This window comes from Cognatiyoonia sp. (assembly GCF_965661665.1).
Classification (GTDB): Bacteria; Pseudomonadota; Alphaproteobacteria; order Rhodobacterales; family Rhodobacteraceae; genus Cognatiyoonia.
In genome coordinates this window covers 64,501-86,854 of sequence record NZ_CBFIEO010000013.1, presented here as the reverse complement: position 1 = coordinate 86,854, position 22,354 = coordinate 64,501, and the positions used below count along the sequence as shown (strand labels likewise).

Sequence of the window (22,354 nt, the reverse complement as noted above, 5' to 3'; positions counted from 1 at the left end):
AGATCAAATGGTTATTAGGGAGATGTGGTGCGATCGGAGGGACTCGAACCCTCACGAGTGTTACCTCACAGCGACCTCAACGCTGCGCGTCTACCAATTCCGCCACGATCGCAAATCCTAGCTGGGGCGCTTCTAGTGCAGGAGTTTGACCTTGCCAAGCGAAAAACTTGCTACGCAGTAAAGCGCCGGTACCGCGCCCAATACCATGCCAACCCTGCCCCAATGATTGCGGCTGCAACTGCAAAGCCGACGACAGGCATATCAGCAAAGAAGACGCGATTCATGCGACGACCAAGCAGAAAGGTGAACAAGCCCGCAACCCCCATCGCCCAGAAATAGAGATTGCGCATTTCGGCCTGATGGCGGGCGATATCGCCTGATCGCACCGCGACAAGGCGCTGCCATAGCCCTGCAAGTGTCAGCACCGACAGACCGTGAATGATGCTGAATGGGCCTGCCCAGAATAAAAAACGACCAGGCAGCTGTCGCGAAAATTGCCACAACCGAGCAATATCCGAAGGCTTCGTGCCACCGATCACGCGATCGTCGAAACAAGGCCATTGGGCCCAGCAAGATTACGCAGAAGGCACTCACCACATGAAATTCAATCTCCGGCGGCGCATTCAATAGGGGTGATGGAGTGACGGACATTTGTGACCTTTTCCAATCGCGGGTATGAAATACCACAATGCGAAAAAGACTGCGGACAAATCAACGCGCGATACGTGAAAGGTCGGATAAATTTGTGAATGACGGGGCTCTACAACTCGCGCTTTGTGCGCTGCGGGCTGAGCTGACGCAGCGCAAGACGTTGGCCATGCTCTTGGCCTTTTCGCTGATCATCGGCGTCTCTGGCCCGTTCCAACCGTTTGAATTCATGGGGCTGTGGCACCACATTCGATATTGGAGTTTTATGGTGATCGGCACCTACTGTCTCGGAAGCATCGCCACCGATTTGATGGGAACCGCGCTCAACCGTCTCGACACACGGCTGGGGCTAATGGCGACATCCGTTGGCCTATCGCTGGTGGTGGCAGCCTTCATCGGCCTTTCCAACGGTGCCCTGCTTGATCAGTGGCCTTCGTCGCTGATGGATAGGTGGCAGCATTTGATCCGCATCACCCCCATTTGCACGGCAATCGTCATCGGCAGCCTTTTCTGCATCGATGACCTGCAAGATCGTGCCGTCCCCGCCCTGTTGTTGCGATTGCCTTTGGAAAAGCGCGGCGCACTGATGGCTCTCACCGTGTCAGATCACTATGTCAATATCATTACGACCAAAGGACAAACCATGATCTTGATGCGCCTGCCCGATGCCATTGCAAAATGCGCCCCTGTCGACGGGTTGCAAGTTCACCGTTCGCATTGGGTTGCCACTTCTCACATTATGCGCGTTGAAAGCACGGGTGATCGCGCCGCCTGCCACATGACAACCGGTGATGCCATCCCTGTCAGCCGCAGCTACATGCCAGCGTTGCGCGAGGCCAATCTGTTGCCCCGAGGCCGCAATGGTTGAATGGAAAATCAGCGACGGTTTGACCGATTATCAGCACGCGCTTGAGGTGATGGAAGCGCGGGCCAACGACATTGCGGCGGGTCAGGCTGCAGAGTTGATTTGGCTATTGGAGCATCCACCGCTTTATACCGCAGGCACCTCAGCGAAGCCCGCCGATCTCGTCGATCCGAACCGGTTTCCTGTATTTGAGGCGCGGCGCGGCGGGGAATACACTTACCACGGCCCAGGACAGCGGGTTGTCTACACCGTGCTCAATGTTGGAGAGCGCGGACGGGACGTGCGCGCGTTCGTCAACCAGCTTGAAGGTTGGATCATCGACACGATGGCGGAGTTCAATGTAGTGGGCGAACGGCGCGATGGTCGTGTCGGGGTCTGGGTTCAGCGGCCAGAAAAACCCCGATATGCCAATGGAGACGTGGCCGAGGATAAAATCGCGGCCCTTGGCATCCGATTGCGCAAATGGGTGTCGTTTCATGGGCTTTCAATCAATGTCGAACCAGACCTCAGTCATTTCGACGGCATTGTTCCGTGTGGCATCCAAAAACACGGCGTGACATCGCTCACCGACCTTGGTCTGCCCGTCACAATGAACGACCTTGACGTGGCTTTGCGCAAGACCTGCCCCTTCAACGCTTAACTGCGCCATTTTTACCCACCCAAATACGCACTTAGATGATTGCCCACGGCGTGGGTGTCCACTAGAAGCAGGTGAAACGGTGGGACGAGGTGACTCGTCCCTCTTATCGACTTAGCCAAGCGAGGAGAGCCAAATGGCAGACGCAGCCATCCACGGCCATGAGCACGAAGACAACCGCGGGTTCTTTACCCGTTGGTTTATGTCCACAAACCACAAAGATATCGGCATCTTGTATCTGTTTGTTGCAGGTCTGGCCGGTTTCATTTCCGTCGCCTTCACCGTCTACATGCGGATGGAGCTGATGAACCCAGGCGTCCAGTACATGTGTATGGAAGGCGCACGCTTCATCGCTGATGGTGGCGCGGAATGTACGCCAAACGGACACCTTTGGAACGTGATGATCACTTATCATGGCGTCCTGATGATGTTCTTTGTGGTGATCCCTGCCCTCTTCGGCGGGTTTGGTAACTATTTCATGCCACTGCAAATCGGCGCGCCAGACATGGCGTTCCCACGCATGAATAACCTGTCTTTCTGGCTTTATGTTGCGGGTACATCTCTCGGCGTTGCGTCCATGTTGGCCCCCGGCGGGAATGGTCAGCTGGGCTCGGGTGTAGGCTGGGTCCTCTATCCACCGCTTTCCACCAGTGAAGCCGGGCTGTCGATGGACCTTGCGATCTTCGCGGTGCACGTCTCCGGTGCGTCGTCGATCCTTGGCGCGATCAACATGATCACAACCTTCTTGAACATGCGCGCACCAGGCATGACGCTGCACAAAGTGCCGCTGTTCTCATGGTCGATCTTCGTCACAGCGTGGCTGATCCTTTTGGCGCTGCCTGTCTTGGCTGGTGCGATCACAATGCTCCTGACAGACCGCAACTTCGGCACGACCTTCTTTGATCCTGCTGGCGGCGGTGACCCGATCCTCTATCAACACATTCTGTGGTTCTTCGGACACCCAGAGGTGTACATCATCATCGTTCCAGGCTTCGGCATTATCAGCCACGTCATCGCAACATTCTCGCGCAAGCCGATCTTTGGCTACCTGCCAATGGTCTACGCGATGGTTGCGATTGGCGCATTGGGCTTCGTTGTCTGGGCACACCACATGTACACGGTGGGCATGTCGCTGACACAGCAATCTTACTTCATGCTGGCGACAATGGTCATCGCGGTTCCAACCGGTGTCAAAATCTTCTCTTGGATTGCGACCATGTGGGGCGGGTCTGTTGAGTTCAAGACACCGATGCTTTGGGCCTTTGGCTTTCTGTTCCTCTTCACCGTTGGTGGCGTGACAGGCATCGTATTGTCACAAGCTGGTGTGGACCGTGCGTATCACGACACATACTACGTTGTGGCACATTTCCACTATGTGATGAGCCTTGGTGCGGTCTTCTCCATCTTCGCGGGTATCTACTTCTACCTGCCAAAGATGTCCGGCCGCATGTATCCTGAATGGGCGGGTAAGCTGCACTTCTGGATGATGTTTATCGGTGCCAACATCACCTTCTTCCCTCAGCACTTCTTGGGTCGTCAGGGTATGCCCCGCCGCTACATCGACTACCCAGAGGCGTTTGCGTACTGGAACTATATTTCATCTTGGGGTGCATTCCTGTCCTTCGCGTCCTTCCTGTTCTTCATCGGTGTGATCTTCTACACCCTGACAGCAGGCCGCCGCGTGACCGAGGCAAACCCTTGGAACGAATATGCCGACACGCTGGAATGGACACTGCCATCCCCACCACCAGAGCATACGTTCGAAATCCTGCCAAAGCAGGAAGACTGGGACAAAAGCCGCGCACACTAAGCTGGTTTCGAGAAAAAGAAGCCCCGCTACTCAGCGGGGCTTTTTCTTTGTCTGATGGGTTTCAGGCCGCCCTATGGAGCCATTTCATAAATTCTCGCAAACCCCGCGGCGACCGCCCCGGCAGTACGACGGTAAAATACCCTAGCTCCGAATGTTCCAAAGCGCAGACCTTTCGCAATTCACCGCGCTTGACGTCATCCTCCACAAGCGACCTCGGCTGCACCTTCACCTCTCGCCCCGCTTTCACGCCAGAAATCACCAGACCGTTGGTGCCCAACACCTTGAGATTGACGCTGTTCAAATCCAACCCCGACAAAGCGATCACGCGCCGCAGTTCCAGCATGTGTTCTTCAATAAGCCAAGGCAGGTCGATGAGATCTGAGAAGCAATCCATCGGTTTATTGCCGGGAAGTTTGGGCGCTCCGACCGCCCAATAGTCGATACCTGTGAACAGCTTGGCTTCCATTCCCGGCCAATCCCCTCACCCGTGACGTATGGCCAAATCAAAGCCATCTTCGCGCAAGTCCACAAAGCCGTTCGATCGATTGAGATTGATGGAGATGTCGGGATGCTTGCTCCAAAACTCCCCATCCACGGCATCAGCCAATTTAATGCAGAGACGGGGGTCAGTGTGACATTGAGCGGTCGCTCCTCCACCGTGCGGCGAAGGTCGTCCACGGCAGAACCAATCGTCGAAAACCCATCATTCAAGACTGCTGCCAATCGCTGACCTAACTCTGTCCCGACAACGCCCCCTGCCCTGACGCAGCACCAAGGACTGTGAAAACTCAGCCTGCAAAGCGCGGGCATGCTGCGCAATCACCGCATGAGTGACATTGGGCTTTCACGCCGCCTTGGAGAAGCTCTGGTTGCGGATTGTCACCTCCAAAGCGCGGAGTGCGGACAACGATGGGATATCAGACCATTGCATCTGAAATTTCATATAACATATTGCAAACCATATTGAGTGGTGTGGTTCACCCAAGAGGCTTATTTGTCAATTAACAGACCAAAGGAGACCTCAAATGTTAGGAATTTTTTCGAAATCGCTCCGCACTGCAACGCGTACAGAGGATGCCATGCTTCAGCGCTTCAGCCACTACGACATGATACTGCATTCCGAATTGGAAAAGGCGCGGAAACTGCGGACGCGCCAACCGTTTGAACGGCGTTTAGACAATCGTTGGTAAACGCTTAAGGCGCTTGATTTACCCCAAGCGCTCTTTCACCAGAGGCCCCACCTGCCCGAAATCCATCTGGCCAGTGTATTTGGCCTTTAGCTCGCCCATGACCTTCCCCATGTCGCGGATGCTTTCAGCCCCGACAGCCTCTATCGCCGCGGCGACGGCGGCTTCGGTTTCGGCCTCATCAAGCTGCTTTGGCAGAAACTCTTCAATGACCTTGATTTCGGCGCGTTCTTTCTCCGCCAGTTCGATCCGGCCGCCTTCATCGTAGGCCCGCGCGCTTTCTTGGCGTTGTTTCACCATGCGGCCCATAATCGCCAGAACATCCGCATCAGTCACGATCTGATCATCCCCTTCGCCACGCAATGCGATGTCTTTGTCTTTGATCGCTGCGTTGATCAGTCGCAGGGTGGCAAGGCGATCCGCCTCTTTCGATCTCATTGCATCTTTCAGGGCGTCAGTGACCCGAGTGCGCATGTCCATAAGCTTTTGTCCCGATTGCTTCGAACGAACCCGCAACTTAGCCATGCGACCGCACGCTGACAATGATTTTCCGACCCAACCGGATGTAACGGAAAATCTCCCACTTTGGCCCCTTGACCCTTGTGTGTCACACCCTTACTACCCCAACAATTTGTGCATCTTGGGGAATCTGCCATGTTGGAAACAGCCACTCGCAAGCCCACAGCCTGCCTAGCATTGGCAGACGGCACAGTCTTTTACGGCATTGGTTTTGGGGTCACGGGCCAGACCACCGCAGAACTGTGTTTTAATACTGCCATGACAGGGTATCAGGAGATCATGACCGATCCCTCTTACGCCGGTCAGATCGTCACCTTCACCTTCCCCCACATCGGAAACACCGGCGTCAATCCAGAGGATGATGAAACCGCTGATCCCGTCGCTGAAGGCATGGTTGTCAAATGGGACCCGACCGCATCCTCAAACTGGCGCGCCGCCGAAGAATTAACCGACTGGCTGTCCAAGCGCGGGCGCATCGGCGTTGGGGGTGTCGACACGCGCCGTTTGACCCGTGCGATCCGACAGCAGGGCGCACCGCATGTCGCGCTGGCCCATGACCCTGACGGCAATTTCGATATCGACGCACTCGTCAAAGCCGCCCGCGGGTTTTCTGGGCTTGAGGGTCTCGACCTCGCGAAAGAGGTGACGTGTGCACAGTCGTACCAGTGGAACGAAATGCGGTGGGCTTGGCCGGAGGGCTACAAAGCGCAAACCAATCCCAAGCACAAAGTCGTCGCCATTGACTATGGCGCCAAGCGGAACATTCTGCGCTGCCTTGCCTCTGCTGGATGCGATGTAACGGTACTTCCAGCGTCCGCGACTGCTAACGACATTCTTGCGCTGAACCCTGATGGGGTGTTCCTGTCAAACGGTCCGGGCGACCCAGCAGCGACAGGCGCTTATGCGGTGCCAATGATCCAAGGCGTGTTAGACCGCTCCGACCTGCCTGTGTTTGGCATCTGCCTTGGCCATCAGATGCTGGCGCTGGCGCTGGGCGGCAAGACAGTCAAGATGAACCACGGCCATCACGGCGCGAACCATCCGGTCAAAGACCTCGAAACCGGCAAGGTAGAGATCACCTCCATGAACCACGGGTTTGCGGTGGACAGTCAAAGCCTGCCGGATGGCGTGAAAGAAACGCACACATCGCTTTTTGACGGATCAAACTGTGGTATCCGCATGACGGATCGTCCGGTGTTTTCGGTCCAATACCACCCCGAAGCAAGCCCTGGCCCGCAAGACAGCTACTACCTGTTTGAGCGGTTTGCCGATGCGATGGACAAGCGCGCAGCGTCTTAACTCGCCTTAACAAGCGTTAACTAAGATTCCTTAGGTTTCCTCAGCTTTCCCAAGGAACCAATGAGTTTTCAGTCATGCATCAATTGGACTGTGGAACACCAGCGCTGACAAAAATTGCCATGGCTGTTGCGCTTGCTGATAGAGCGATCTGCATTGACCCCCAAAGCGGCTTTCGAAGCGCTTGAAAGCTCTAAAAGGGGGTTGAGGTGAGCTACGCCACATCCTCAAGCGCATTGCGTGGCTAGTCTTCGCGCCGGCAAGCCATGGCTGATCAAGTGGGCACCCACACTAATGGTCAATTTCCCACTCGACACACTCGCCGCAATCAAAGGCGTGATGGAACTGTTCTGGAAGCCATTCTACTAGGACAAAACCCAACAAGGGGTGATGTGGTCTCCCTATCGACCGAGGTCGGCCTTTTCCGCATCCAAACGCAGCCGGATCTCATAAGCCGTACTGATGTGGTCACAGAGGGCCTCATAAGCGGCCTGCCCATCGCCCTTTTCAATAGCCGTGACGATGGCCTCATGCTCATTCAGGGTATCAATGCCCCGACCGTCAGCACGGATCGACGTCGACGCCAAGAGCGCCATGGATCTGTGCACCAGATCAAGCTGCTGCACTAGAAACCGGTTGTGGGATGCAAGGTGAATCTGCTTGTGAAAGCGCCGATTGGCGCGGCTCATTGCATCTGGATCATTGATGAGGGCTTTATCTGCGTCGAGCATGTCGCGGAGCACGCGCACCTCCTCAGGTGTCGCATGGCGTGCTGCTAATCGTGCGGCCAAGCCTTCCAGCTCCCCCCGCACGACGTAAAGCTCTGACAATTGCGTGTGGTCGAGCGATGCCACGATCAGTGAGCGGCCATCGCGGGTCAGGATCGACTGAGTTTCCAATCGCTGCAGCGCCTCGCGCACCGGCGTGCGACTGACCCCAAGGCGTTCCGCCAATTCACTTTCAACCAAGCGATCACCTGGAACATAGATATGTTCGTCAATCGCTTCCAAAATCAGATCGTAGGCGTCCTTTTGCCCCGCTCGGCGATCCTGCATGGTTCCGTCCTTCCATTCGTCGAAGCAACTTAGGCTGTAAACCTAGGTTGACGCAAGCATACGCAAAAACACCGACGATGTGTCGCATGTGTCATCTTGTGCCTTTCCTGTCTTCGCACCGGCCCCTATGTGTAAGAAATGAGCAGAGAACGGTTTGATATTCTGATTTCTGGCGGTGGTGTTGCGGGCCTGACCGCGGCCTCCGCTTTTGGGTCCGCTGGCTTCAAAGTTGTGATCGTCGACCCCCATCCACCTATCACAGATGCCGATGCCGAGGGCGCTGACCTGCGCACCACGGCTTTCCTTCAGCCCGCGCGTGATTTTCTGGATCGCGCAGCTCTTTGGGATCGGTTGAGCGGCTTTGCGACGCCTTTGCAAACCATGCAAATCATCGATGCCTCGCGCCCCGACACGGTTGAGCGTGCGTTTGATGCGGAAGACATCTCCGACCGGCCGTTTGGCTGGAACCTGCCCAATTGGCTGCTCCGTCGTGAGATGATGGCGCGAATTGAGGAGTTGGATACCGTTGAAATCAGGCTCGGCGTTGAGTTTCAGGATTACCTCGCCCGCACCAACGGGGTCATCGCCCACCTGACAGATGGCACACGCATCGACGTATCATTGGTCATTGGTGCAGATGGCAGAAACTCCGCCGTGCGAAAGGCTGCGGGCATTGAGGTCAGCACCACGCGCTATGGGCAGCACGCACTCACCTTTGCCGTAGCGCATGACACGCCACACGAAAATATTTCAACCGAGGTGCACAAATCGGGTGGACCTTTCACCCTTGTGCCTTTGCCAGATCAGGATGGCCGGCCTTGCTCCGCCGTGGTCTGGATGACCGACAGTAAGGAGGCGGAGCGTCTGCGCACCATCCCAACAGACCAATTTGAAGAAGAAGCGACGGAGCGAAGCGGTGGCGTTTTGGGGCGACTGATACTCGTATCGCGGCGCACGGCTTGGCCCATCATTAGCCAAATCGCAGACACTCTGGTCGCAGCGCGGACGGCGCTTGTCGCTGAGGCTGCCCATGTTATGCCCCCGATCGGCGCGCAAGGCCTGAATATGTCGCTCACGGATCTTAGCCACCTGCTCGACCTGTCGGTGCGGCATCGCGATGATTTGGGCAGCCCGGCTATGCTCGACGCCTACCAACGCGCCCGCCACGGGGACATCAAATTGCGGGTGGCTGGCATTGATATGCTGAACCGCACGTCAATGGCTGGCAATCCGTTGGCGCAAGAAGCACGGCGTGCAGGCATCAAAGCCTTACACGGCATCAAACCCATCCGCACCCGATTGATGCAGATGGGGCTTGGTGCGAAAGGCTAAAGGACGCGATTGAGGACAGGCAGGAGCCGATCCAGGGTCCCGTCCACATCATAGAGCTTATCCAAACCGAAAAGCCCGATCCGGAAGGTGCGGAAATCTTCAGGCTCGTCGCATTGCAGCGGCACACCTGCTGCGATCTGCATGCCCTCGGCGGCGAACTTGGACCCATTTTGAACATCTGGATCATCGGTATAGCTCACGACAACACCCGGGGCGCCGAAGCCGTAGGCCGCAACGGATTTGATCCCTTTGTCGGCCAACGCCGCACGCACCGCATTGCCCAAAGCCCACTGCGCGTCTTTCAGTTTGTTAAATCCAAACTCCCGCGTTTCCAGCATCGTGTCACGGAACGCGCGCAACCCATCGGTGGGCATCGTCGCATGATACGCATGGCCGCCGTTCTCATAAGCATCCATGATCGACGTCCATTTCTTCAGATCAACCGTGAAACTGTCAGAGGATGTGTTTTCCATCCGCGCAACAGCACGATCCGACATCATCACCAAGCCTGCCGACGGCGTGGAAGACCACCCCTTCTGAGGCGCGGAGATCAGCACATCAACGCCCGTGGCTTTCATATCGACCCATGCGCACCCGCTGGCGATACAATCGAGCACCATAATCGCACCGACCTCATGCGCAGCATCGGCCAACGCAGCGATGTAATCATCCGGCAGGATGATCCCAGCAGAGGTTTCCACATGCGGGGCGAATACCACATCCGGCTTCGCCTCCTTGATGGCGGCAACCACATCTTCAATCGGCGCTGGCGCGAAAGGGGCGCGGGTGTCATTGCCAGACTGGCGGGCCTTCATTACCGTGGTATGTGCCGTGAAATCACCCGCCTCAAAAATCTGGCTCCAGCGATAGGAGAACCATCCGTTGCGGACGACAAAGGCATGTGCATTGCCACCAAACTGACGCGCCACCGCTTCCATCGCATAGGTGCCGCCCCCGGGGACCAAGGCCACCTTGTCAGCGTTATAAACCTCTTTTAGCATCTCGCGGATGTCATTCATGACACCTTGAAACGCCTTGCTCATGTGGTTCAGGGATCGATCCGTGAAAACGACCGAAAATTCCATCAAACCATCAGGGTCAACTGAATGCGGTGTGCCGTCCATAATAACTCCTCCGTTTGGTCATCAGCTAAGCCTCAGACGGGCGAAAATCAAAGTCTATCTGGGTATACAATGGCACCAAGTCCGCACCATGAGAAAACCGTATTTCCGATAGCGCTCAAATCGGCCCCGGACGCCTTTCTTCACTCAAAAGCACGTTGGCTTCCACATCCCCCACCCCTGGCAAAGTCATGATCCGGCGGCGCAAAACCCGCTCAAAATCCGCCAAATCCCGTGCCACGACGCGCAGGCGATAGTCATAGAGACCTAACACATGCTCAACCGTTTGGATTTCGGGGATCGCGCTCACGGCACGTTCGAAATCCTCCAAGCTCACGCGGCCTTTTGTGGCGAGCTTGACGCCGAGAAAAACTGTGACGCCGAACCCCAGTTTTTCGGCATCGAGCACAAGCCGCCTGCCCGCAAGTATGCCTGCATCCTGCAACCGCTTGATCCGCCGCCACGTCGCAGGTTGGGACAGCTTCAGCTTTCGCCCCAGATGGCTGGCCGACTGAGACGCATCTGCCGATAAAGCCCGCAAAATATCGCGGTCCAGGTCGTCCAGTTTCACAGCGGCAACTCCTCATCCTGCTTGACGTTGGCGACCGTCATCAGGGCTTCGATATCGGCGATATGCGGCAAGGTAAGGATGCGGTCACGGTAGACCTGTTGATAATGCGGCAAGTCACGCGCCACCAAAGACAGCCGCACATCGACCCGCCCCAGAAACGTCTGTATCTCCAAAACCTCGGGAATGTCCCGCGCGGCGCTTTGAAAATCATCGAACGCGCGGTTTGCTGTTTTGTCGAGTGTGATGCGCAAAGAGACCTGCACATCATAACCCAGCGCCGCCCAATTGATCTGTGCTTCCTGTCCTTTGATGATTCCCTCCTCCGCCAATTTATCCAAACGTCGGGCGACTTGCGCAGGCGACAAGCGCACGCAGTCCGCCAACTCGGGAACCGTAAAAGTTGGGTCTGATTGCAGATGGCGCAAAATCACGCGAGAGAGGTCATCAAGCATGATTTTTATCATAATTAATTTATCGACGAATAACAATTCTCTTAATTAAGCAAAAACACTCAAATCCAATATCGTAAATCCGCCAATCATACCTCATAACCCCGGCAGAAACCATCTTTGGAGATTTGATATGCGCGTTTTCTATGACCGCGACTGCGACGTTAACCTGATCAAGGACAAAAAGGTCGCAATCCTCGGCTACGGCTCCCAAGGCCACGCTCATGCTTTAAACCTGCGCGATTCCGGCGCGAAGAACCTCGCCGTTGCACTGCGCGAGGGCTCCCCTTCTGCCAAGAAAGCAGAAGCTGAGGGGTTGACTGTTATGGGCATCGCCGAAGCCGCTGCATGGTGCGACGTCATCATGTTCACAATGCCTGATGAGCTTCAGGCGGAAACATATAAGAAATACGTCCACGACAACATCAAGCCAGGCTCCGCAATCGCGTTCGCCCACGGCCTGAACGTGCACTTTGGTCTGATCGAGCCAAAAGAAGGCGTCGACGTCATCATGATGGCGCCAAAGGGTCCGGGCCACACCGTGCGCGGCGAATTCACCAAAGGTGGTGGAGTACCCTGCCTGATCGCGGTTCACACCGACGCATCTGGCAAAGCGCAAGAGATCGGCCTCTCCTACTGCTCCGCCATCGGTGGCGGCCGCTCCGGCATCATCGAAACCAACTTCCGTCAGGAATGCGAAACCGACCTCTTCGGTGAGCAGGCTGTTCTTTGCGGCGGTATCGTTGAACTCATCCGCTGCGGCTTTGAGACGTTGGTTGAAGCCGGCTACGAGCCAGAGATGGCCTATTTCGAATGCCTGCACGAAACCAAGCTGATCGTGGACCTGATCTACGAAGGCGGCATCGCGAACATGGACTACTCCATCTCCAACACGGCGGAATATGGTCAGTACGTCTCCGGCCCACGCATCTTGCCATACGAGCAGACAAAGAAAGCGATGAAAGAAGTTCTGTCCGACATCCAGACCGGTAAGTTCGTCCGCGACTTCATGCTAGAAAACGCCGTATCTCAACCGACGATCAAAGCGTCCCGCCGTGCCAACGACGAGCACGAGATCGAGATCGTCGGCGCCAAGCTGCGTGCGATGATGCCTTGGATTTCAGAAGGCAAGATGGTCGACAAAGAAAAGAACTGATCACTTAGATCTAATCGAAAAAGGCGGGCCCGAGTTGCCCGCCTTTTTTGTGGAACCTTACCGAAGCGGCTACGGGCCAGGCCCGTCCTTTGCAAGGCTGGATTTTTCGTGCGTGTAACGCCGCATTTCTTTTTTGGTCCGATGACGGCTCCAAAGAGCGAAAGCGGCAACTGCCAAAAGAATGAAGAGTGGTAAAACAAATACAAGCGTCTCAAAGGTCATATCTCGTGCTCCGAATGGTTCAATCTGTTGTGGTTACAACCGAAAAGGCGCGCAAAAGTTCCATAGGCTAAGGGTGCATTCCGAGCCAACTGTCTTTCTTGAGAGGTCTCTACACCCAATATTCGAACGCTTAATGAATCAGGCGGGCGCCCAAATCTGATATGGACAACGTTCAGTTGGCGTGGTCGAAACGCGCTATGACGTCGACCCCAACTTTCGCGAACTGGATCAGTATCCTTGCCCTTGGTGTCATTTGGGGTGGGACATTTATGGTCGTGAGCATCGCGCTTGAAGGATACGGACCCTTTACCGTCGCCTGCGCCCGAACCACGCTTGGGGCGGTCGCGTTGGTGGTGACGTTGAGGCTTTTGCGCAAACCCTTACCCTCTTTGTCCGGACGCCCGTTGAGGCTGATGATCGTGATGGGTCTGATGAACACGGCGCTGCCATTTTCCCTGCTCAGTTGGGGCCAGCAATATGTGCCTTCTGCCTTTGCTGGTATCTCAATGGCCGCGCTTCCCCTTTTCGTACTTCCGCTCGCCCACGTCTTTTCGGATGAGCCGCTCAACCTGCGCAAAGCGCTTGGTGTCTGCCTTGGTTTTATCGGCGCGACAGTTCTTATCGGCCCCGGCGTGCTGCGCATTGGTGAAGGGTTGGAGCCATTGGGCCAGATTGCCTGCCTCTTGGCAGCTATGTCCTACGCAGTCTCCAGCATCCTGACGCGAAATTTTCCGCCGATGGACCCGCTCGCCTTGGCCGCATGGACGCTGATCGTTGGTTCAGTCGCTTTGATCCCGCTGATGCTAATCATCGAAGGCTTCCCAATGTGGAGCGATCCGCGATCCAGCCTCGCCATCCTTTTCCTTGGATTTTTTCCCACCGCGCTCGCGGCACTGCTGCGCGTCTCAGTCATTCGATCTGCCGGCAGTGTCTTCATGACCTTGGTGAATTACCAAGTGCCCGTTTGGTCCATGCTATTCGGCGCATGGGTTCTAAACGAAGTCTTGCCGCTGAGATTTTTCGCGGCTTTGGCGCTCATCCTGTTCGGCCTCGCAATCAGCCAATGGTTTAGTTTGGCGCGCTTGTTTCAGAGCAAGCGGTAATCCAGACCAAACCCGCGCCCAAGAAATATCTCGCACAGTCTCCAAAGGTGCAGTCAGTTTGACTAATTCTTAGTCATTTGCTGCGAAAGGCCGGCAGACCGTTTCTCTTTTCAACTTTTTCCATTGGCTTACGTAAAGTCAGCGACGTGGCGTCACTCTGTCGTAGCTGTTGCCACATCAATTTCGGCCCGCAAGCTTTTGCGCAATAAAATTACATGCAAGAGAAGAAACTGGCAATTTTCGACTATAAGGGGCAAGGCGCCTCTGAGGATGTCATCGAAGCGTATCAACTGGCGCGTGTAAGTCAGATCAACGCTTTTGGTGGGATCAGTCTGCTTGTCGACAATCGAGTTGTGAAATTGTTCAGCGGTTCTGACTATGACACAAACTTCGACCTTCCGTCTGGATGGCGCGAATTGTTGCCATCCGAATTGGATGTTGATCCCTCGCTCTGCGATGGGCTTGGTATCTATTCATCAGCAACGTCTTCAAGCGCGCAGGTGAAGATCACAGGCAAGTTTGAGAACGGCCAACTAACCGAAATCGGCGTTGCTTTCGCGGGCACGTCCGACTTTGGCGACGTGCTGGCCTACCTCGATCTAGAGGACCAGCGCATCATGTCTGGGTTTGAGCGAATTCTGGATGTGAAGGCCAGTTTCGCGCAAGCCAATGGACTCATTGGGTCAGATATCACCGTGACCGGATACAGCTTGGGCGGCGCCGTCACCAACGCCCTCAGTTTCAAATCAGGCGTAATCAGCAACGGCTTTTATGCCGACTCCAACTATTTCGGATTTGCCTACCGCGCGGTCGGTGACGTGGACGAAAGCCTTGTCGCAGGTCTCTATGAGGTCGTTTTTAACGACGACAAAACCTTCATAGGCTCCACTGACAACATCGTCTTATTCGACGATGTTTATGCAAACCCACTGTTCCCACTTGGCATCTTCAGCCTTCTGAACGTGACAAACGGTTGGGCTGCGCATGTGTGCGGGGTGTTCGAAACACCCTACACAACCCTTGCGAACAGCACGTTCTACGACGAAATCCAAACCGACCCGACGGTCGTGATTGCGGCGTTGTCACCCGTTTTGCGCGGGATCACACGGGTCAGCGATGTGTCCCGCATGACGTCCGATTACTACGGATCCGATGCCTTCTTGCTAGGCACGGACGCAGGGGACAAACTGCGCGATGGCCAAGGCAATGACGCGCTCGACGGCTTTGGCGGCGACGATCACTTCGACCTCTCAACTAGCACAGACCGCGTTGCAGGTTGCGCGGGCAAGGATGAAGTGTTCGTCGAAGGGAAGGTGTTAGACTACGACATCTATCTCCATGACGATGGCGTTCTCTATATGGAAAGCGACACCTACGGGCTGAAAGCTTTGGCCGACGTCGAACAGGTGACGTTCAAAGGCTACTGGATCGACCGGACCTTTGATGTAGAGAGCAACAAGCTCGACAGCCGCAGCTAGTTTGTGTCCGACCGGAGCTATAACAGCCAGTCTGACACCAACACTCTGAACCTCGAAACAGACGCATTCCTGTTTTGATAACTTTGGGGCCAGCGTGACACGCGCTGGCCTCAACACGTGAGGCGCGTCTAGGCCGCTGATTCAACCTCAGCCACGATCCCATCCACGACTTCAAGCAACAAATCAGGGTCTTCGCATTCGGCCATCACGCGGACCAAGGGTTCTGTCCCCGACTTTCGGATCAGCAACCGCCCTTTACCTTCAAGTTTGGCTTCACTGTTCGCAATTTTCGACATCACAGATTTCGCGTTCAACGGATCGGAGCCATCTGAATACCGCACGTTCTTCAAAAGCTGCGGGACCGTATCGAACTGACGGGTCAGCGCGCTGGCTTTTTGCCCCGTCTCCACAATCGCGCAGAGGAATTGAAGACCGGCGAGCAAACCGTCCCCCGTAGTAGCGTAATCGGTCATCACGATATGACCCGACTGCTCCCCACCAAGGTTGTAGCCCCCGCTCCGCATCGCTTCGACCACATAGCGGTCGCCGACACCTGTCCGCTTCAATCGTAACCCGTTAGAGGACATGTGGCGCTCAAGCCCAAGGTTCGACATCACCGTGGCCACCAATGTGCTGCCGCCCAAGCGGCCTTGCGCCGCCCAGCGGGTCGCCATGAGCGCCATGATTTGATCGCCGTCAGCCACATCCCCCTTCTCATCAAGGATCATCACGCGGTCTGCATCCCCATCAAGGCAAATGCCCACATCAGCCCCATGCGCAACGACGGCCGCGGCCGCGTTGTCTGTATGGGTCGAGCCACAATTTTCATTAATGTTGTAGCCGTTTGGTTCAACGCCCACCGGAATGACAGTCGCGCCAAGCTCCCACAGGATTTCGGGCGCTGCTTTATACGCCGCGCCATTCGCGCAATCGATCACAACCTTCAGACCATTGAGCGTAAGGCCAGACGGAACCGTCGACTTCACCCGTTCCGCATAACGGAACCGCCCATCGTCGATCCGCTTCGCACGTCCAATGTTTTCAGCTTGCTCCGGTTCAATCTTGCTCGCGATCAGGCGTTCAATCTCCATCTCCACGTCGTCGCTCAATTTGAACCCATCTGGACCGAAGAACTTGATGCCGTTGTCATGGTGCGGATTGTGGCTGGCCGAGATCATGATGCCCACATCCGCGCGCATGGATGTGGTCAAAAGACCGACCGCAGGTGTTGGGACAGGCCCTAGCAGCAGCACATTCATCCCAGTGCTCGTCAAGCCCGCAGTCAGCGCATTTTCAAACATATAGCCCGATAACCGCGTGTCTTTGCCGATCACAACACGATGTCCGTTTGAGCCATCATTGCGGAAATATCGCCCAGCCGCAGCGCCAATCTTTAGCGCTATCTCTGCCGTCATCGGAAAGGTGTTCGCTGTGCCCCGAACGCCATCAGTACCAAAAAATTTACGCGCCATACCCCGGTGCCCCGATCATTGCCATATGCAGGTCAATCGCCTGCTTGGTGGCAAATGTATCGTGGACGCGCAGAATTTGCACCCCCTGCCGAAGCGCAAAAAGCGCAACCGACACAGACCCGCCGAGCCGGTCACTGGCATCAGGCGCGTTGCCGATGGCCCCAATAAACCGCTTGCGCGATGCCCCCAGCAAGATCGGACATCCCAGACCATGAAAAAGTGAGATGTTTCTGAGCAGTGTCAGATTATGCTCTTGCGTCTTTCCAAACCCGATCCCTGGATCAACGACAATCCGATCCCGCGCAACGCCTGCTGCGACAGCAACCTCGATCCGCTCCGCCAGAAAATCATAGATGTCGAGCAACACATTGTCGTAGGTCGGCGCGTCTTGCATCGTTTTGGGATCGCCAAGCGCGTGCATGATGCAAATTGGGGCGTCAGATTCCGCGGCGACGACCGGCATATCTGCGTTGAATGTGAAAGCGGAGACGTCATTGAGCATAGATGCCCCGGCCCCAAGCGCTTTTGTGGCTACCACCGACTTCCGTGTGTCGATGGAAATGGGCACATCACTGGCCTGACGGAGGGAGGAGATTGGGCCAACCACCCGCTGCAATTCCTCGTCCTCTGGGACGAAAGCCGCCCCAGGTCGCGTGCTTTCGCCGCCAACGTCGATCAGCGCCGCGCCTTCTTTCACCATCTGCAAAGCGCGGGCAACGGCAGCGTCAACGGCATTATGCTTTCCACCGTCGGAGAAGCTATCCGGCGTCACGTTCAAAATTCCCATGACCTGCGGCGCACCCATGGCCAGCGTCGCAATGCTCCCTCGCGGTTGGGTCAGCCGATCCAGAACATCCAAAGGCAGCTCCTTTGCTGCGATCACCTGCGCGGGCGCATCGCGTGACAAAAGCTCCACATTTTCAAACCAACACCACCCCTCTGCCAGCGGGACGGCCCCATCAGGGCGCACCGCATCGTCCATAACAATAGGGCGGGCATAGACCGTCATCCGTTGGATGCTCCAGTCACGGCAATCGTGCGTGTCGGTACGTCTGAGGCAGGCGCATCATCGCCAATCACTACCAGCTCTTTGGCTTCCATCTCCGCCGCGAACCAACTGACCAGCGCCAGCGCATCGCGCGGACTGGCCGAGGGGCCATCCACCGCGTCCAGAACGATTTTCGACGGGGCCCAGACGCAAATCTGGCCGTTTTTCATTGCCCAATCGAGTTCTGTTCGTGTGGCGACAACCTTGCAACGATGATCTTTGGCCCCAACGAGCCAAGCGTTTTGCTCAATCGCCAGCAAATCGATGCGGCGCTGGGTCATGGCATGACCCGTTTGAATGACTGGTAACTCCCCCGCCCCAACGCATAGGATGACAGGCGCATCGTCTTTTGAAAAATCATCAATCCATGAGGTCAAATTGCCGGACACTAGCGCCTCATTGGACAGATAGACGACCCGCGGATGCGGGGTCTCTATATGGTCCTGACCCGCTGGCTTGCTGCCGTCGCTAGAGCGGACAATCTCCACCCCAAGGGCAAACGGCCCCCGATCCAGCTTTTCAATGCGGACAAACACCCGCTCCGCCATCGGCTCGAGCAGAACCCGCTCCGCCACACGCGCCGCAAGGGTTTCAAGCAGATTGATCCGCTCCGCCTCAAGCTCGATCCCAATCGCTTCGATCACTTTGTCATAGGACAGAATCCGGTCCACATCGTCGTCAATGGGGCCTTGGTCGGGCAAAACCTCTACCACGACATTGAACTTCACCCTTTGAAGCTTGCCACGCTCCTGCTGAAACGCACCAATTTCAACCTCTACGATATAATCCCGCAGGGAAATACGGTCATAAGGGATGTCAGTGCTGGCAGCGGCCCGTTCGGCCGGATGCGCAAAGGCAAGGCGAATATCGTCAGTCATGGCGTCCACGATTCATCATCTGACATTCGATACGCCAGTGGCCCGCCCCTCACAAGCGAAAGGGACGGCAGGATCGCGCATGTTTGCGACTGAAACGTCAGTTTGACGCAGAACGTGTCGGCTGACGATAGAAGTAGTGGAACCCGATGGTTGCAGTCCGCGGGAAACGGCGCGCCCAAGACGGATTGACCCCTTTCGTGTGATAATGCGTGGCACCAGCGGTCAACTCACGTGGGGCACCGTCGATCAAAAGACGTGCGACTTTTCCCACTTTGCTAAACGCGCGCGGCTCGCGGATTGTTTCGGCGTGGCCATCACAGGTGTACGTAAACTGGCACTGATACTTGCGGCCAGTCCCTTGATTGATCACGCCGCACAGGCTGTTTGGATAAGCAGCGCTGTCCACACGGTTCAAGATCACTTCACCAACAGCAAAGATACCTTTGGTGGATTCTCCCCGTGCTTCAAAATAAAGCGCCTCAGCCAAGCAGCGCCATTGCGCACCGCCTGTAGCGGGCGGGAGCCCTGCGAGGAATGCATTGGAGTAGTCAATGGATACCGGCGATGTCACCACCCCACGGTCCTCTGGCAAGGGCACCGAGGTGAGCGTTGCCAAACGTGTATCTGGCACAACTTGCAAAGCGCTTCGCTCCTGACCAAGCAAGGCCGACAGGCGGCTTTCCAAGACTTCGTTAGCCGTAACAAACGTTGGCGCAACAGCAGCGACCATCAAACTTGCGGCGATCAACGCGCCACGTCCCCAATCAAACATTTTTCCACCACAGGTGTCACACGGCCAGCCCCGTGCAAGCGGGCGGCTCTTTAGTGCAGTGTTTGCGAAAGGTAAAGGGGTCCGCGGCTCACCTTTAGGTTAGTCAAATCCGCCAGATTAGCGTTGAATACGCTCCGCCAAGGCAATTTGAGCTGCAGACAAACGCGCCAAAGGAACGCGGAACGGCGAGCAAGAGACATAATCGAACGCCTCACGCCGGCAAAACGCAATTGCAGCCGCCGACCCCCCATGTTCGCCACAGATTGATAGCACGACATCAGGCCGCCCTTGACGCCCACGGGCCGCGCCAATCGACAAAAGCTCTCCCACACCTTCGGTATCAAGGGTGTGAAAGGGATCTTCCTCATAAACCCCTTGCTGGACATAGGCCGACATGAACCGCCCCGCATCGTCGCGCGACAGGCCGTAAGTCATCTGTGTCAAGTCATTGGTGCCGAACGATAAAAACTGCGCATGCTGTGCGATATCTTCGGCCCGCAAAGCGGCGCGCGGGGTTTCCACCATCACGCCGAGCTTGAAGTCAAAGTCTGTTTTCGTCTCCGCCTGCACCGCCACGGCCACCGCATCGATGCGGGCTTTCATCAGTTCGACTTCTTTCATTGCACTGATGAGGGGGATCATAATCTCCGGCGCAATGACCACGCCGTCTTTCGCAGCAGCCACCGCTGCTTCGAAAATGGCGCGGGCTTGCATTTCATAGATTTCAGGCAGCGCGATCCCCTGCCGAATGCCCCGCATTCCAAGCATCGGGTTGTATTCACTGAGCGCCTGAACCCGGTCTACGACGTTGGGTAACGGTAGGCCCAATTGCGCGGCAAGATCCCGCTGACCGGCTTTATCAAAGGGCAAAAACTCATGCAGCGGCATATCGAATAGTCGCATGCAGACCGGTTTACCGTCCATGATTTTGAAGAGCGCAGTGAAATCCGCCCTTAGTAGAGGCAGAAGACGCTCCAACACTGCGCGGCGGTCCTCTTCGGTTTCAGCAAAGATCATCTCTTGCATCAGACCGATGCGGTCACCTTCAAAGAACATATGCTCCGTCCGGCAAAGACCGACACCTTCGGCTGCAAACATCTCTGCCGTCGTGGCATCCGCAACCGTATCCGCATTTGCACGTACGCCAATGTCGCGAAACTCATCCGCCCAGGCGAGCAGCGTCTGGAACCCACCGTCAAGGGCCGCTTCCATCATCTTTGGTGATCCAGCGAGGATTTCACCTGTCGTGCCATCAACTGTGATGGTTTCCCCTTTTTTGAAGACACGTCCATTGGGACAAGTCATCGACCCGCGTTTGCGATGCACAGTCAGGTCAGACGCGCCAACAACACATGGCAAGCCAAGCCCGCGCCCGATCACAGCCGCATGGCTGGTCACACCGCCACGGACCGTCAGCACCGCTTGCGCCACATGCATCCCACGAATGTCGTCCGGCGTGGTTTCGCGCCGTACAAGGATGCAAGGCTCCCCCCGCGCTGCGCTGGCCTGCGCTTCTTGCGCTGAAAACACGATCCGCCCTGTGGCAGCGCCAGGGCTTGCCGGGATGCCGCGCACGATCACATCCCGCTCCGCCTCCGGATCGATCTGCCGGTGCAGCATTTCGGACAAAGCCGCAGGCGCGATGCGCATCACAGCCTCTTCACGCGGGATAAACTCGTTCTCGGCCAAGGACACAGCGATTTGCACCGCCGCACGGCTTGAGCGTTTCACCGTGATCGCGTCAAGGACGTTGAGGTGGTCATTCTCAATCGTGAACGACACCTCCATCTCTTCTTTCAACCGTCGGCAGCAAATGTCGTGATAGCTCAGTAGTTCCGCAAAAATCTCTGGGCATAGCTCTTCGAGCGATGACCCGCGCGGGTCTTTTGTCAGATAAATCGCGCCTTCTACATCGCCAAGCGCCGCGCGGCCTTGGCTTTGACCCAAATAGCGGCCTTTGACCATCGGCAGACCGGTTTCGCTGTCGACGTATTGGATAACGCCGGAGCCGCATTCCCCCGAACTACCAACCCCCAGCGCCATTTTCTGCACCACAAGGCCCAGCCCCGCATTGGCAGGGGCGCCTTTCGCCTCCCGCAACAGCCTCGCGGAGGTGCCACCCCACGCCCGCGCCATAGATCGCAGAACATCGGACAATTGCTGCGCGGGGTCTTGCGGAAACGGCTCATCCGCTTCGAATTCGTACGTTTCCAGCGCGCTTGTAAGATCTGCCATTGTCGGTTTGGCAGGAAGGGTGAAAACCTCCGGCTCCAACCGCGCCACCTCAATCGCGTAGGAATGCACAAAGCGGGCGTAGAGCGCGATGGCCGCAGCCTCCCCTACTTCGTCCTTCATGGCTTCTAGGCGCTGGTCGTTCATCCCAATGTTCAGAACAGCCGCCGGCCCACCCCAGTCAAGGCTTTGGCTTGAGGGCCGGACAGAAAGCAGCGGCAAATCACCGAAGGGGGCAAGGATTTGCGCCATATCGGGCATCTCCCCCGCTGCAACCTTGCGCACCGCATCGAATGACAGGGCGACGGTTGTCGGCACCGGCATGTCCAGCCGGATCAGGCGTTGCAGACACTTCGCTCGATTGCCATGCGCCGCAGGCGACATCGCTGCGGTCGGTGTGATCAGGGTCACATCGTCGAAAGTGTTGTGTTTCTGCACTGCGGCATTCCCATTGTTCAACCGCAGCATAAGATCAGAATGCGCCCAATGTAAGGAAAATGTGA

General features: G+C 56.3%; 22 protein-coding genes and 1 tRNA gene. 10 read left to right on the top strand and 13 right to left on the bottom strand.

All coding sequences use genetic code 11. From position 1 onward, the window contains the following. Window positions 1-25: 25 nt before the first annotated feature. Together ACTF5F_RS10040 and ACTF5F_RS10035 are read right to left on the bottom strand one after the other, a co-directional pair. A tRNA-Leu gene (locus ACTF5F_RS10040) sits at window positions 26-112 on the bottom strand. Between the two features lie 58 nt (window positions 113-170). After that, entirely contained in the window at window positions 171-425 is a 255-nt protein-coding gene (locus ACTF5F_RS10035) for a hypothetical protein (protein ID WP_438956733.1), read from the bottom strand. Between the two features lie 320 nt (window positions 426-745). Between ACTF5F_RS10035 and ACTF5F_RS10030 the strand changes: the two genes are divergently transcribed. From ACTF5F_RS10030 to ctaD, 3 genes are all read left to right on the top strand, one after another. After that, complete coding sequence (locus ACTF5F_RS10030; protein ID WP_438956732.1) at window positions 746-1,516, top strand: LytTR family DNA-binding domain-containing protein; 771 nt, start codon at window positions 746-748, stop codon at window positions 1,514-1,516. Then, window positions 1,509-2,153 (top strand): lipoyl(octanoyl) transferase LipB, encoded by a 645-nt coding sequence (gene lipB / locus ACTF5F_RS10025; protein WP_438956731.1) that lies wholly within the window; start codon window positions 1,509-1,511, stop codon window positions 2,151-2,153. The genes ACTF5F_RS10030 and lipB overlap by 8 nt, the downstream gene beginning before the upstream one ends. A 133-nt stretch (window positions 2,154-2,286) precedes the next feature. Beyond that, complete coding sequence (gene ctaD / locus ACTF5F_RS10020; RefSeq protein ID WP_438956730.1) at window positions 2,287-3,960, top strand: cytochrome c oxidase subunit I; 1,674 nt, start codon at window positions 2,287-2,289, stop codon at window positions 3,958-3,960. Window positions 3,961-4,021: 61 nt separating this feature from the next. On the opposite strand, the gene ACTF5F_RS10015 is transcribed toward ctaD, so the two are convergent. After that, a complete protein-coding gene (locus tag ACTF5F_RS10015) occupies window positions 4,022-4,426 on the bottom strand; it encodes a hypothetical protein (protein ID WP_438956729.1) in 405 nt (134 codons plus the stop codon). A gap of 559 nt (window positions 4,427-4,985) precedes the next feature. Here ACTF5F_RS10015 and ACTF5F_RS10010 point away from each other — a divergent pair. Next, window positions 4,986-5,150 carry a hypothetical protein gene (locus tag ACTF5F_RS10010; protein WP_438956728.1) on the top strand — a complete coding sequence of 55 codons (165 nt, stop codon included), beginning with the start codon at window positions 4,986-4,988 and terminating at the stop codon, window positions 5,148-5,150. Window positions 5,151-5,168: 18 nt separating this feature from the next. Here the strand turns inward: ACTF5F_RS10010 and ACTF5F_RS10005 are convergent, their stop codons facing one another. After that, window positions 5,169-5,627, bottom strand: a complete 459-nt coding sequence (locus tag ACTF5F_RS10005; protein ID WP_438956727.1) for a GatB/YqeY domain-containing protein — start codon at window positions 5,625-5,627, stop codon at window positions 5,169-5,171. A gap of 174 nt (window positions 5,628-5,801) precedes the next feature. Between ACTF5F_RS10005 and carA the strand changes: the two genes are divergently transcribed. Together carA and ACTF5F_RS09995 are read left to right on the top strand one after the other, a co-directional pair. Then, window positions 5,802-6,965, top strand: coding sequence for a glutamine-hydrolyzing carbamoyl-phosphate synthase small subunit (gene carA / locus ACTF5F_RS10000; RefSeq protein ID WP_438956726.1), 1,164 nt, complete (start codon window positions 5,802-5,804; stop codon window positions 6,963-6,965). Window positions 6,966-7,202: 237 nt separating this feature from the next. Continuing rightward, window positions 7,203-7,331: a hypothetical protein gene (locus ACTF5F_RS09995; RefSeq protein ID WP_438956725.1), complete on the top strand. Its 129-nt coding sequence runs from the start codon at window positions 7,203-7,205 to the stop codon at window positions 7,329-7,331. Between the two features lie 32 nt (window positions 7,332-7,363). On the opposite strand, the gene ACTF5F_RS09990 is transcribed toward ACTF5F_RS09995, so the two are convergent. Further along, entirely contained in the window at window positions 7,364-8,017 is a 654-nt protein-coding gene (locus ACTF5F_RS09990; protein ID WP_438956724.1) for a GntR family transcriptional regulator, read from the bottom strand. A gap of 138 nt (window positions 8,018-8,155) precedes the next feature. On the opposite strand from ACTF5F_RS09990, the gene ACTF5F_RS09985 reads away from it, so the two are divergent. Next, the gene (locus tag ACTF5F_RS09985) at window positions 8,156-9,349 is read left to right on the top strand and encodes a UbiH/UbiF family hydroxylase (protein ID WP_438956723.1); all 1,194 of its coding nucleotides are present in this window, start codon (window positions 8,156-8,158) and stop codon (window positions 9,347-9,349) included. Here the strand turns inward: ACTF5F_RS09985 and ACTF5F_RS09980 are convergent. From ACTF5F_RS09980 to ACTF5F_RS09970, 3 genes are all read right to left on the bottom strand, one after another. Beyond that, the gene (locus ACTF5F_RS09980; protein ID WP_438956722.1) at window positions 9,346-10,473 is read right to left on the bottom strand and encodes an aminotransferase class V-fold PLP-dependent enzyme; all 1,128 of its coding nucleotides are present in this window, start codon (window positions 10,471-10,473) and stop codon (window positions 9,346-9,348) included. The genes ACTF5F_RS09985 and ACTF5F_RS09980 overlap by 4 nt on opposite strands. A 115-nt stretch (window positions 10,474-10,588) precedes the next feature. Further along, a complete protein-coding gene (locus ACTF5F_RS09975; RefSeq protein ID WP_438956721.1) occupies window positions 10,589-11,041 on the bottom strand; it encodes an Lrp/AsnC family transcriptional regulator in 453 nt (150 codons plus the stop codon). Then, a complete protein-coding gene (locus ACTF5F_RS09970) occupies window positions 11,038-11,493 on the bottom strand; it encodes an Lrp/AsnC family transcriptional regulator (RefSeq protein ID WP_438956720.1) in 456 nt (151 codons plus the stop codon). The genes ACTF5F_RS09975 and ACTF5F_RS09970 overlap by 4 nt, the downstream gene beginning before the upstream one ends. A 130-nt stretch (window positions 11,494-11,623) precedes the next feature. Between ACTF5F_RS09970 and ilvC the strand changes: the two genes are divergently transcribed. The 3 genes from ilvC to ACTF5F_RS09955 all read left to right on the top strand — a co-directional run bounded on the left by ilvC (window position 11,624) and on the right by ACTF5F_RS09955 (window position 15,449). After that, window positions 11,624-12,646: a ketol-acid reductoisomerase gene (gene ilvC, locus ACTF5F_RS09965; RefSeq protein ID WP_438956719.1), complete on the top strand. Its 1,023-nt coding sequence runs from the start codon at window positions 11,624-11,626 to the stop codon at window positions 12,644-12,646. Window positions 12,647-13,065: 419 nt separating this feature from the next. Continuing rightward, the gene (locus ACTF5F_RS09960) at window positions 13,066-13,971 is read left to right on the top strand and encodes a DMT family transporter (protein ID WP_438956718.1); all 906 of its coding nucleotides are present in this window, start codon (window positions 13,066-13,068) and stop codon (window positions 13,969-13,971) included. 215 nt (window positions 13,972-14,186) lie between these two features. Then, the gene (locus ACTF5F_RS09955; protein ID WP_438956717.1) at window positions 14,187-15,449 is read left to right on the top strand and encodes a hypothetical protein; all 1,263 of its coding nucleotides are present in this window, start codon (window positions 14,187-14,189) and stop codon (window positions 15,447-15,449) included. A 128-nt stretch (window positions 15,450-15,577) separates the two neighbouring features. Here ACTF5F_RS09955 and glmM read toward each other — a convergent pair whose 3' ends face one another. The 5 genes from glmM to ACTF5F_RS09930 all read right to left on the bottom strand — a co-directional run bounded on the left by glmM (window position 15,578) and on the right by ACTF5F_RS09930 (window position 22,319). Beyond that, complete coding sequence (gene glmM / locus ACTF5F_RS09950) at window positions 15,578-16,921, bottom strand: phosphoglucosamine mutase (protein ID WP_438956716.1); 1,344 nt, start codon at window positions 16,919-16,921, stop codon at window positions 15,578-15,580. Beyond that, window positions 16,911-17,930: a dihydropteroate synthase gene (gene folP, locus ACTF5F_RS09945; protein WP_438956715.1), complete on the bottom strand. Its 1,020-nt coding sequence runs from the start codon at window positions 17,928-17,930 to the stop codon at window positions 16,911-16,913. The genes glmM and folP overlap by 11 nt, the downstream gene beginning before the upstream one ends. Beyond that, window positions 17,927-18,847: a dihydroneopterin aldolase gene (locus tag ACTF5F_RS09940; protein ID WP_438956714.1), complete on the bottom strand. Its 921-nt coding sequence runs from the start codon at window positions 18,845-18,847 to the stop codon at window positions 17,927-17,929. Before ACTF5F_RS09940 ends, folP begins: the two co-directional genes overlap by 4 nt. A gap of 97 nt (window positions 18,848-18,944) precedes the next feature. Further along, window positions 18,945-19,619 (bottom strand): cell wall hydrolase, encoded by a 675-nt coding sequence (locus ACTF5F_RS09935; RefSeq protein ID WP_438956713.1) that lies wholly within the window; start codon window positions 19,617-19,619, stop codon window positions 18,945-18,947. Between the two features lie 117 nt (window positions 19,620-19,736). Further along, window positions 19,737-22,319, bottom strand: a complete 2,583-nt coding sequence (locus ACTF5F_RS09930; RefSeq protein ID WP_438956712.1) for a putative PEP-binding protein — start codon at window positions 22,317-22,319, stop codon at window positions 19,737-19,739. Window positions 22,320-22,354 lie beyond the last annotated feature (35 nt).

What these genes read in the sequence shown, in the direction of transcription:
- lipB (WP_438956731.1), top strand. Translation starts at nt 1,509, where the DNA reads ATGGTTGAATGGAAAATCAGCGACGGTTTGACCGATTATCAGCACGCG.
- ACTF5F_RS10010 (WP_438956728.1), top strand. Translation starts at nt 4,986, where the DNA reads ATGTTAGGAATTTTTTCGAAATCGCTCCGCACTGCAACGCGTACAGAG.
- ACTF5F_RS09985 (WP_438956723.1), top strand. Translation starts at nt 8,156, where the DNA reads ATGAGCAGAGAACGGTTTGATATTCTGATTTCTGGCGGTGGTGTTGCG.
- carA (WP_438956726.1), top strand. Translation starts at nt 5,802, where the DNA reads ATGTTGGAAACAGCCACTCGCAAGCCCACAGCCTGCCTAGCATTGGCA.
- ctaD (WP_438956730.1), top strand. Translation starts at nt 2,287, where the DNA reads ATGGCAGACGCAGCCATCCACGGCCATGAGCACGAAGACAACCGCGGG.
- ACTF5F_RS09960 (WP_438956718.1), top strand. Translation starts at nt 13,066, where the DNA reads ATGACGTCGACCCCAACTTTCGCGAACTGGATCAGTATCCTTGCCCTT.
- ACTF5F_RS09980 (WP_438956722.1), bottom strand. Translation starts at nt 10,473, where the DNA reads ATGGACGGCACACCGCATTCAGTTGACCCTGATGGTTTGATGGAATTT.
- ACTF5F_RS09955 (WP_438956717.1), top strand. Translation starts at nt 14,187, where the DNA reads ATGCAAGAGAAGAAACTGGCAATTTTCGACTATAAGGGGCAAGGCGCC.
- ACTF5F_RS10015 (WP_438956729.1), bottom strand. Translation starts at nt 4,426, where the DNA reads ATGGAAGCCAAGCTGTTCACAGGTATCGACTATTGGGCGGTCGGAGCG.
- ACTF5F_RS09930 (WP_438956712.1), bottom strand. Translation starts at nt 22,319, where the DNA reads ATGCTGCGGTTGAACAATGGGAATGCCGCAGTGCAGAAACACAACACT.
- ilvC (WP_438956719.1), top strand. Translation starts at nt 11,624, where the DNA reads ATGCGCGTTTTCTATGACCGCGACTGCGACGTTAACCTGATCAAGGAC.
- ACTF5F_RS09935 (WP_438956713.1), bottom strand. Translation starts at nt 19,619, where the DNA reads ATGTTTGATTGGGGACGTGGCGCGTTGATCGCCGCAAGTTTGATGGTC.
- ACTF5F_RS09970 (WP_438956720.1), bottom strand. Translation starts at nt 11,493, where the DNA reads ATGCTTGATGACCTCTCTCGCGTGATTTTGCGCCATCTGCAATCAGAC.
- ACTF5F_RS09940 (WP_438956714.1), bottom strand. Translation starts at nt 18,847, where the DNA reads ATGACTGACGATATTCGCCTTGCCTTTGCGCATCCGGCCGAACGGGCC.
- glmM (WP_438956716.1), bottom strand. Translation starts at nt 16,921, where the DNA reads ATGGCGCGTAAATTTTTTGGTACTGATGGCGTTCGGGGCACAGCGAAC.
- ACTF5F_RS10005 (WP_438956727.1), bottom strand. Translation starts at nt 5,627, where the DNA reads ATGGACATGCGCACTCGGGTCACTGACGCCCTGAAAGATGCAATGAGA.
- folP (WP_438956715.1), bottom strand. Translation starts at nt 17,930, where the DNA reads ATGACGGTCTATGCCCGCCCTATTGTTATGGACGATGCGGTGCGCCCT.
- ACTF5F_RS09990 (WP_438956724.1), bottom strand. Translation starts at nt 8,017, where the DNA reads ATGCAGGATCGCCGAGCGGGGCAAAAGGACGCCTACGATCTGATTTTG.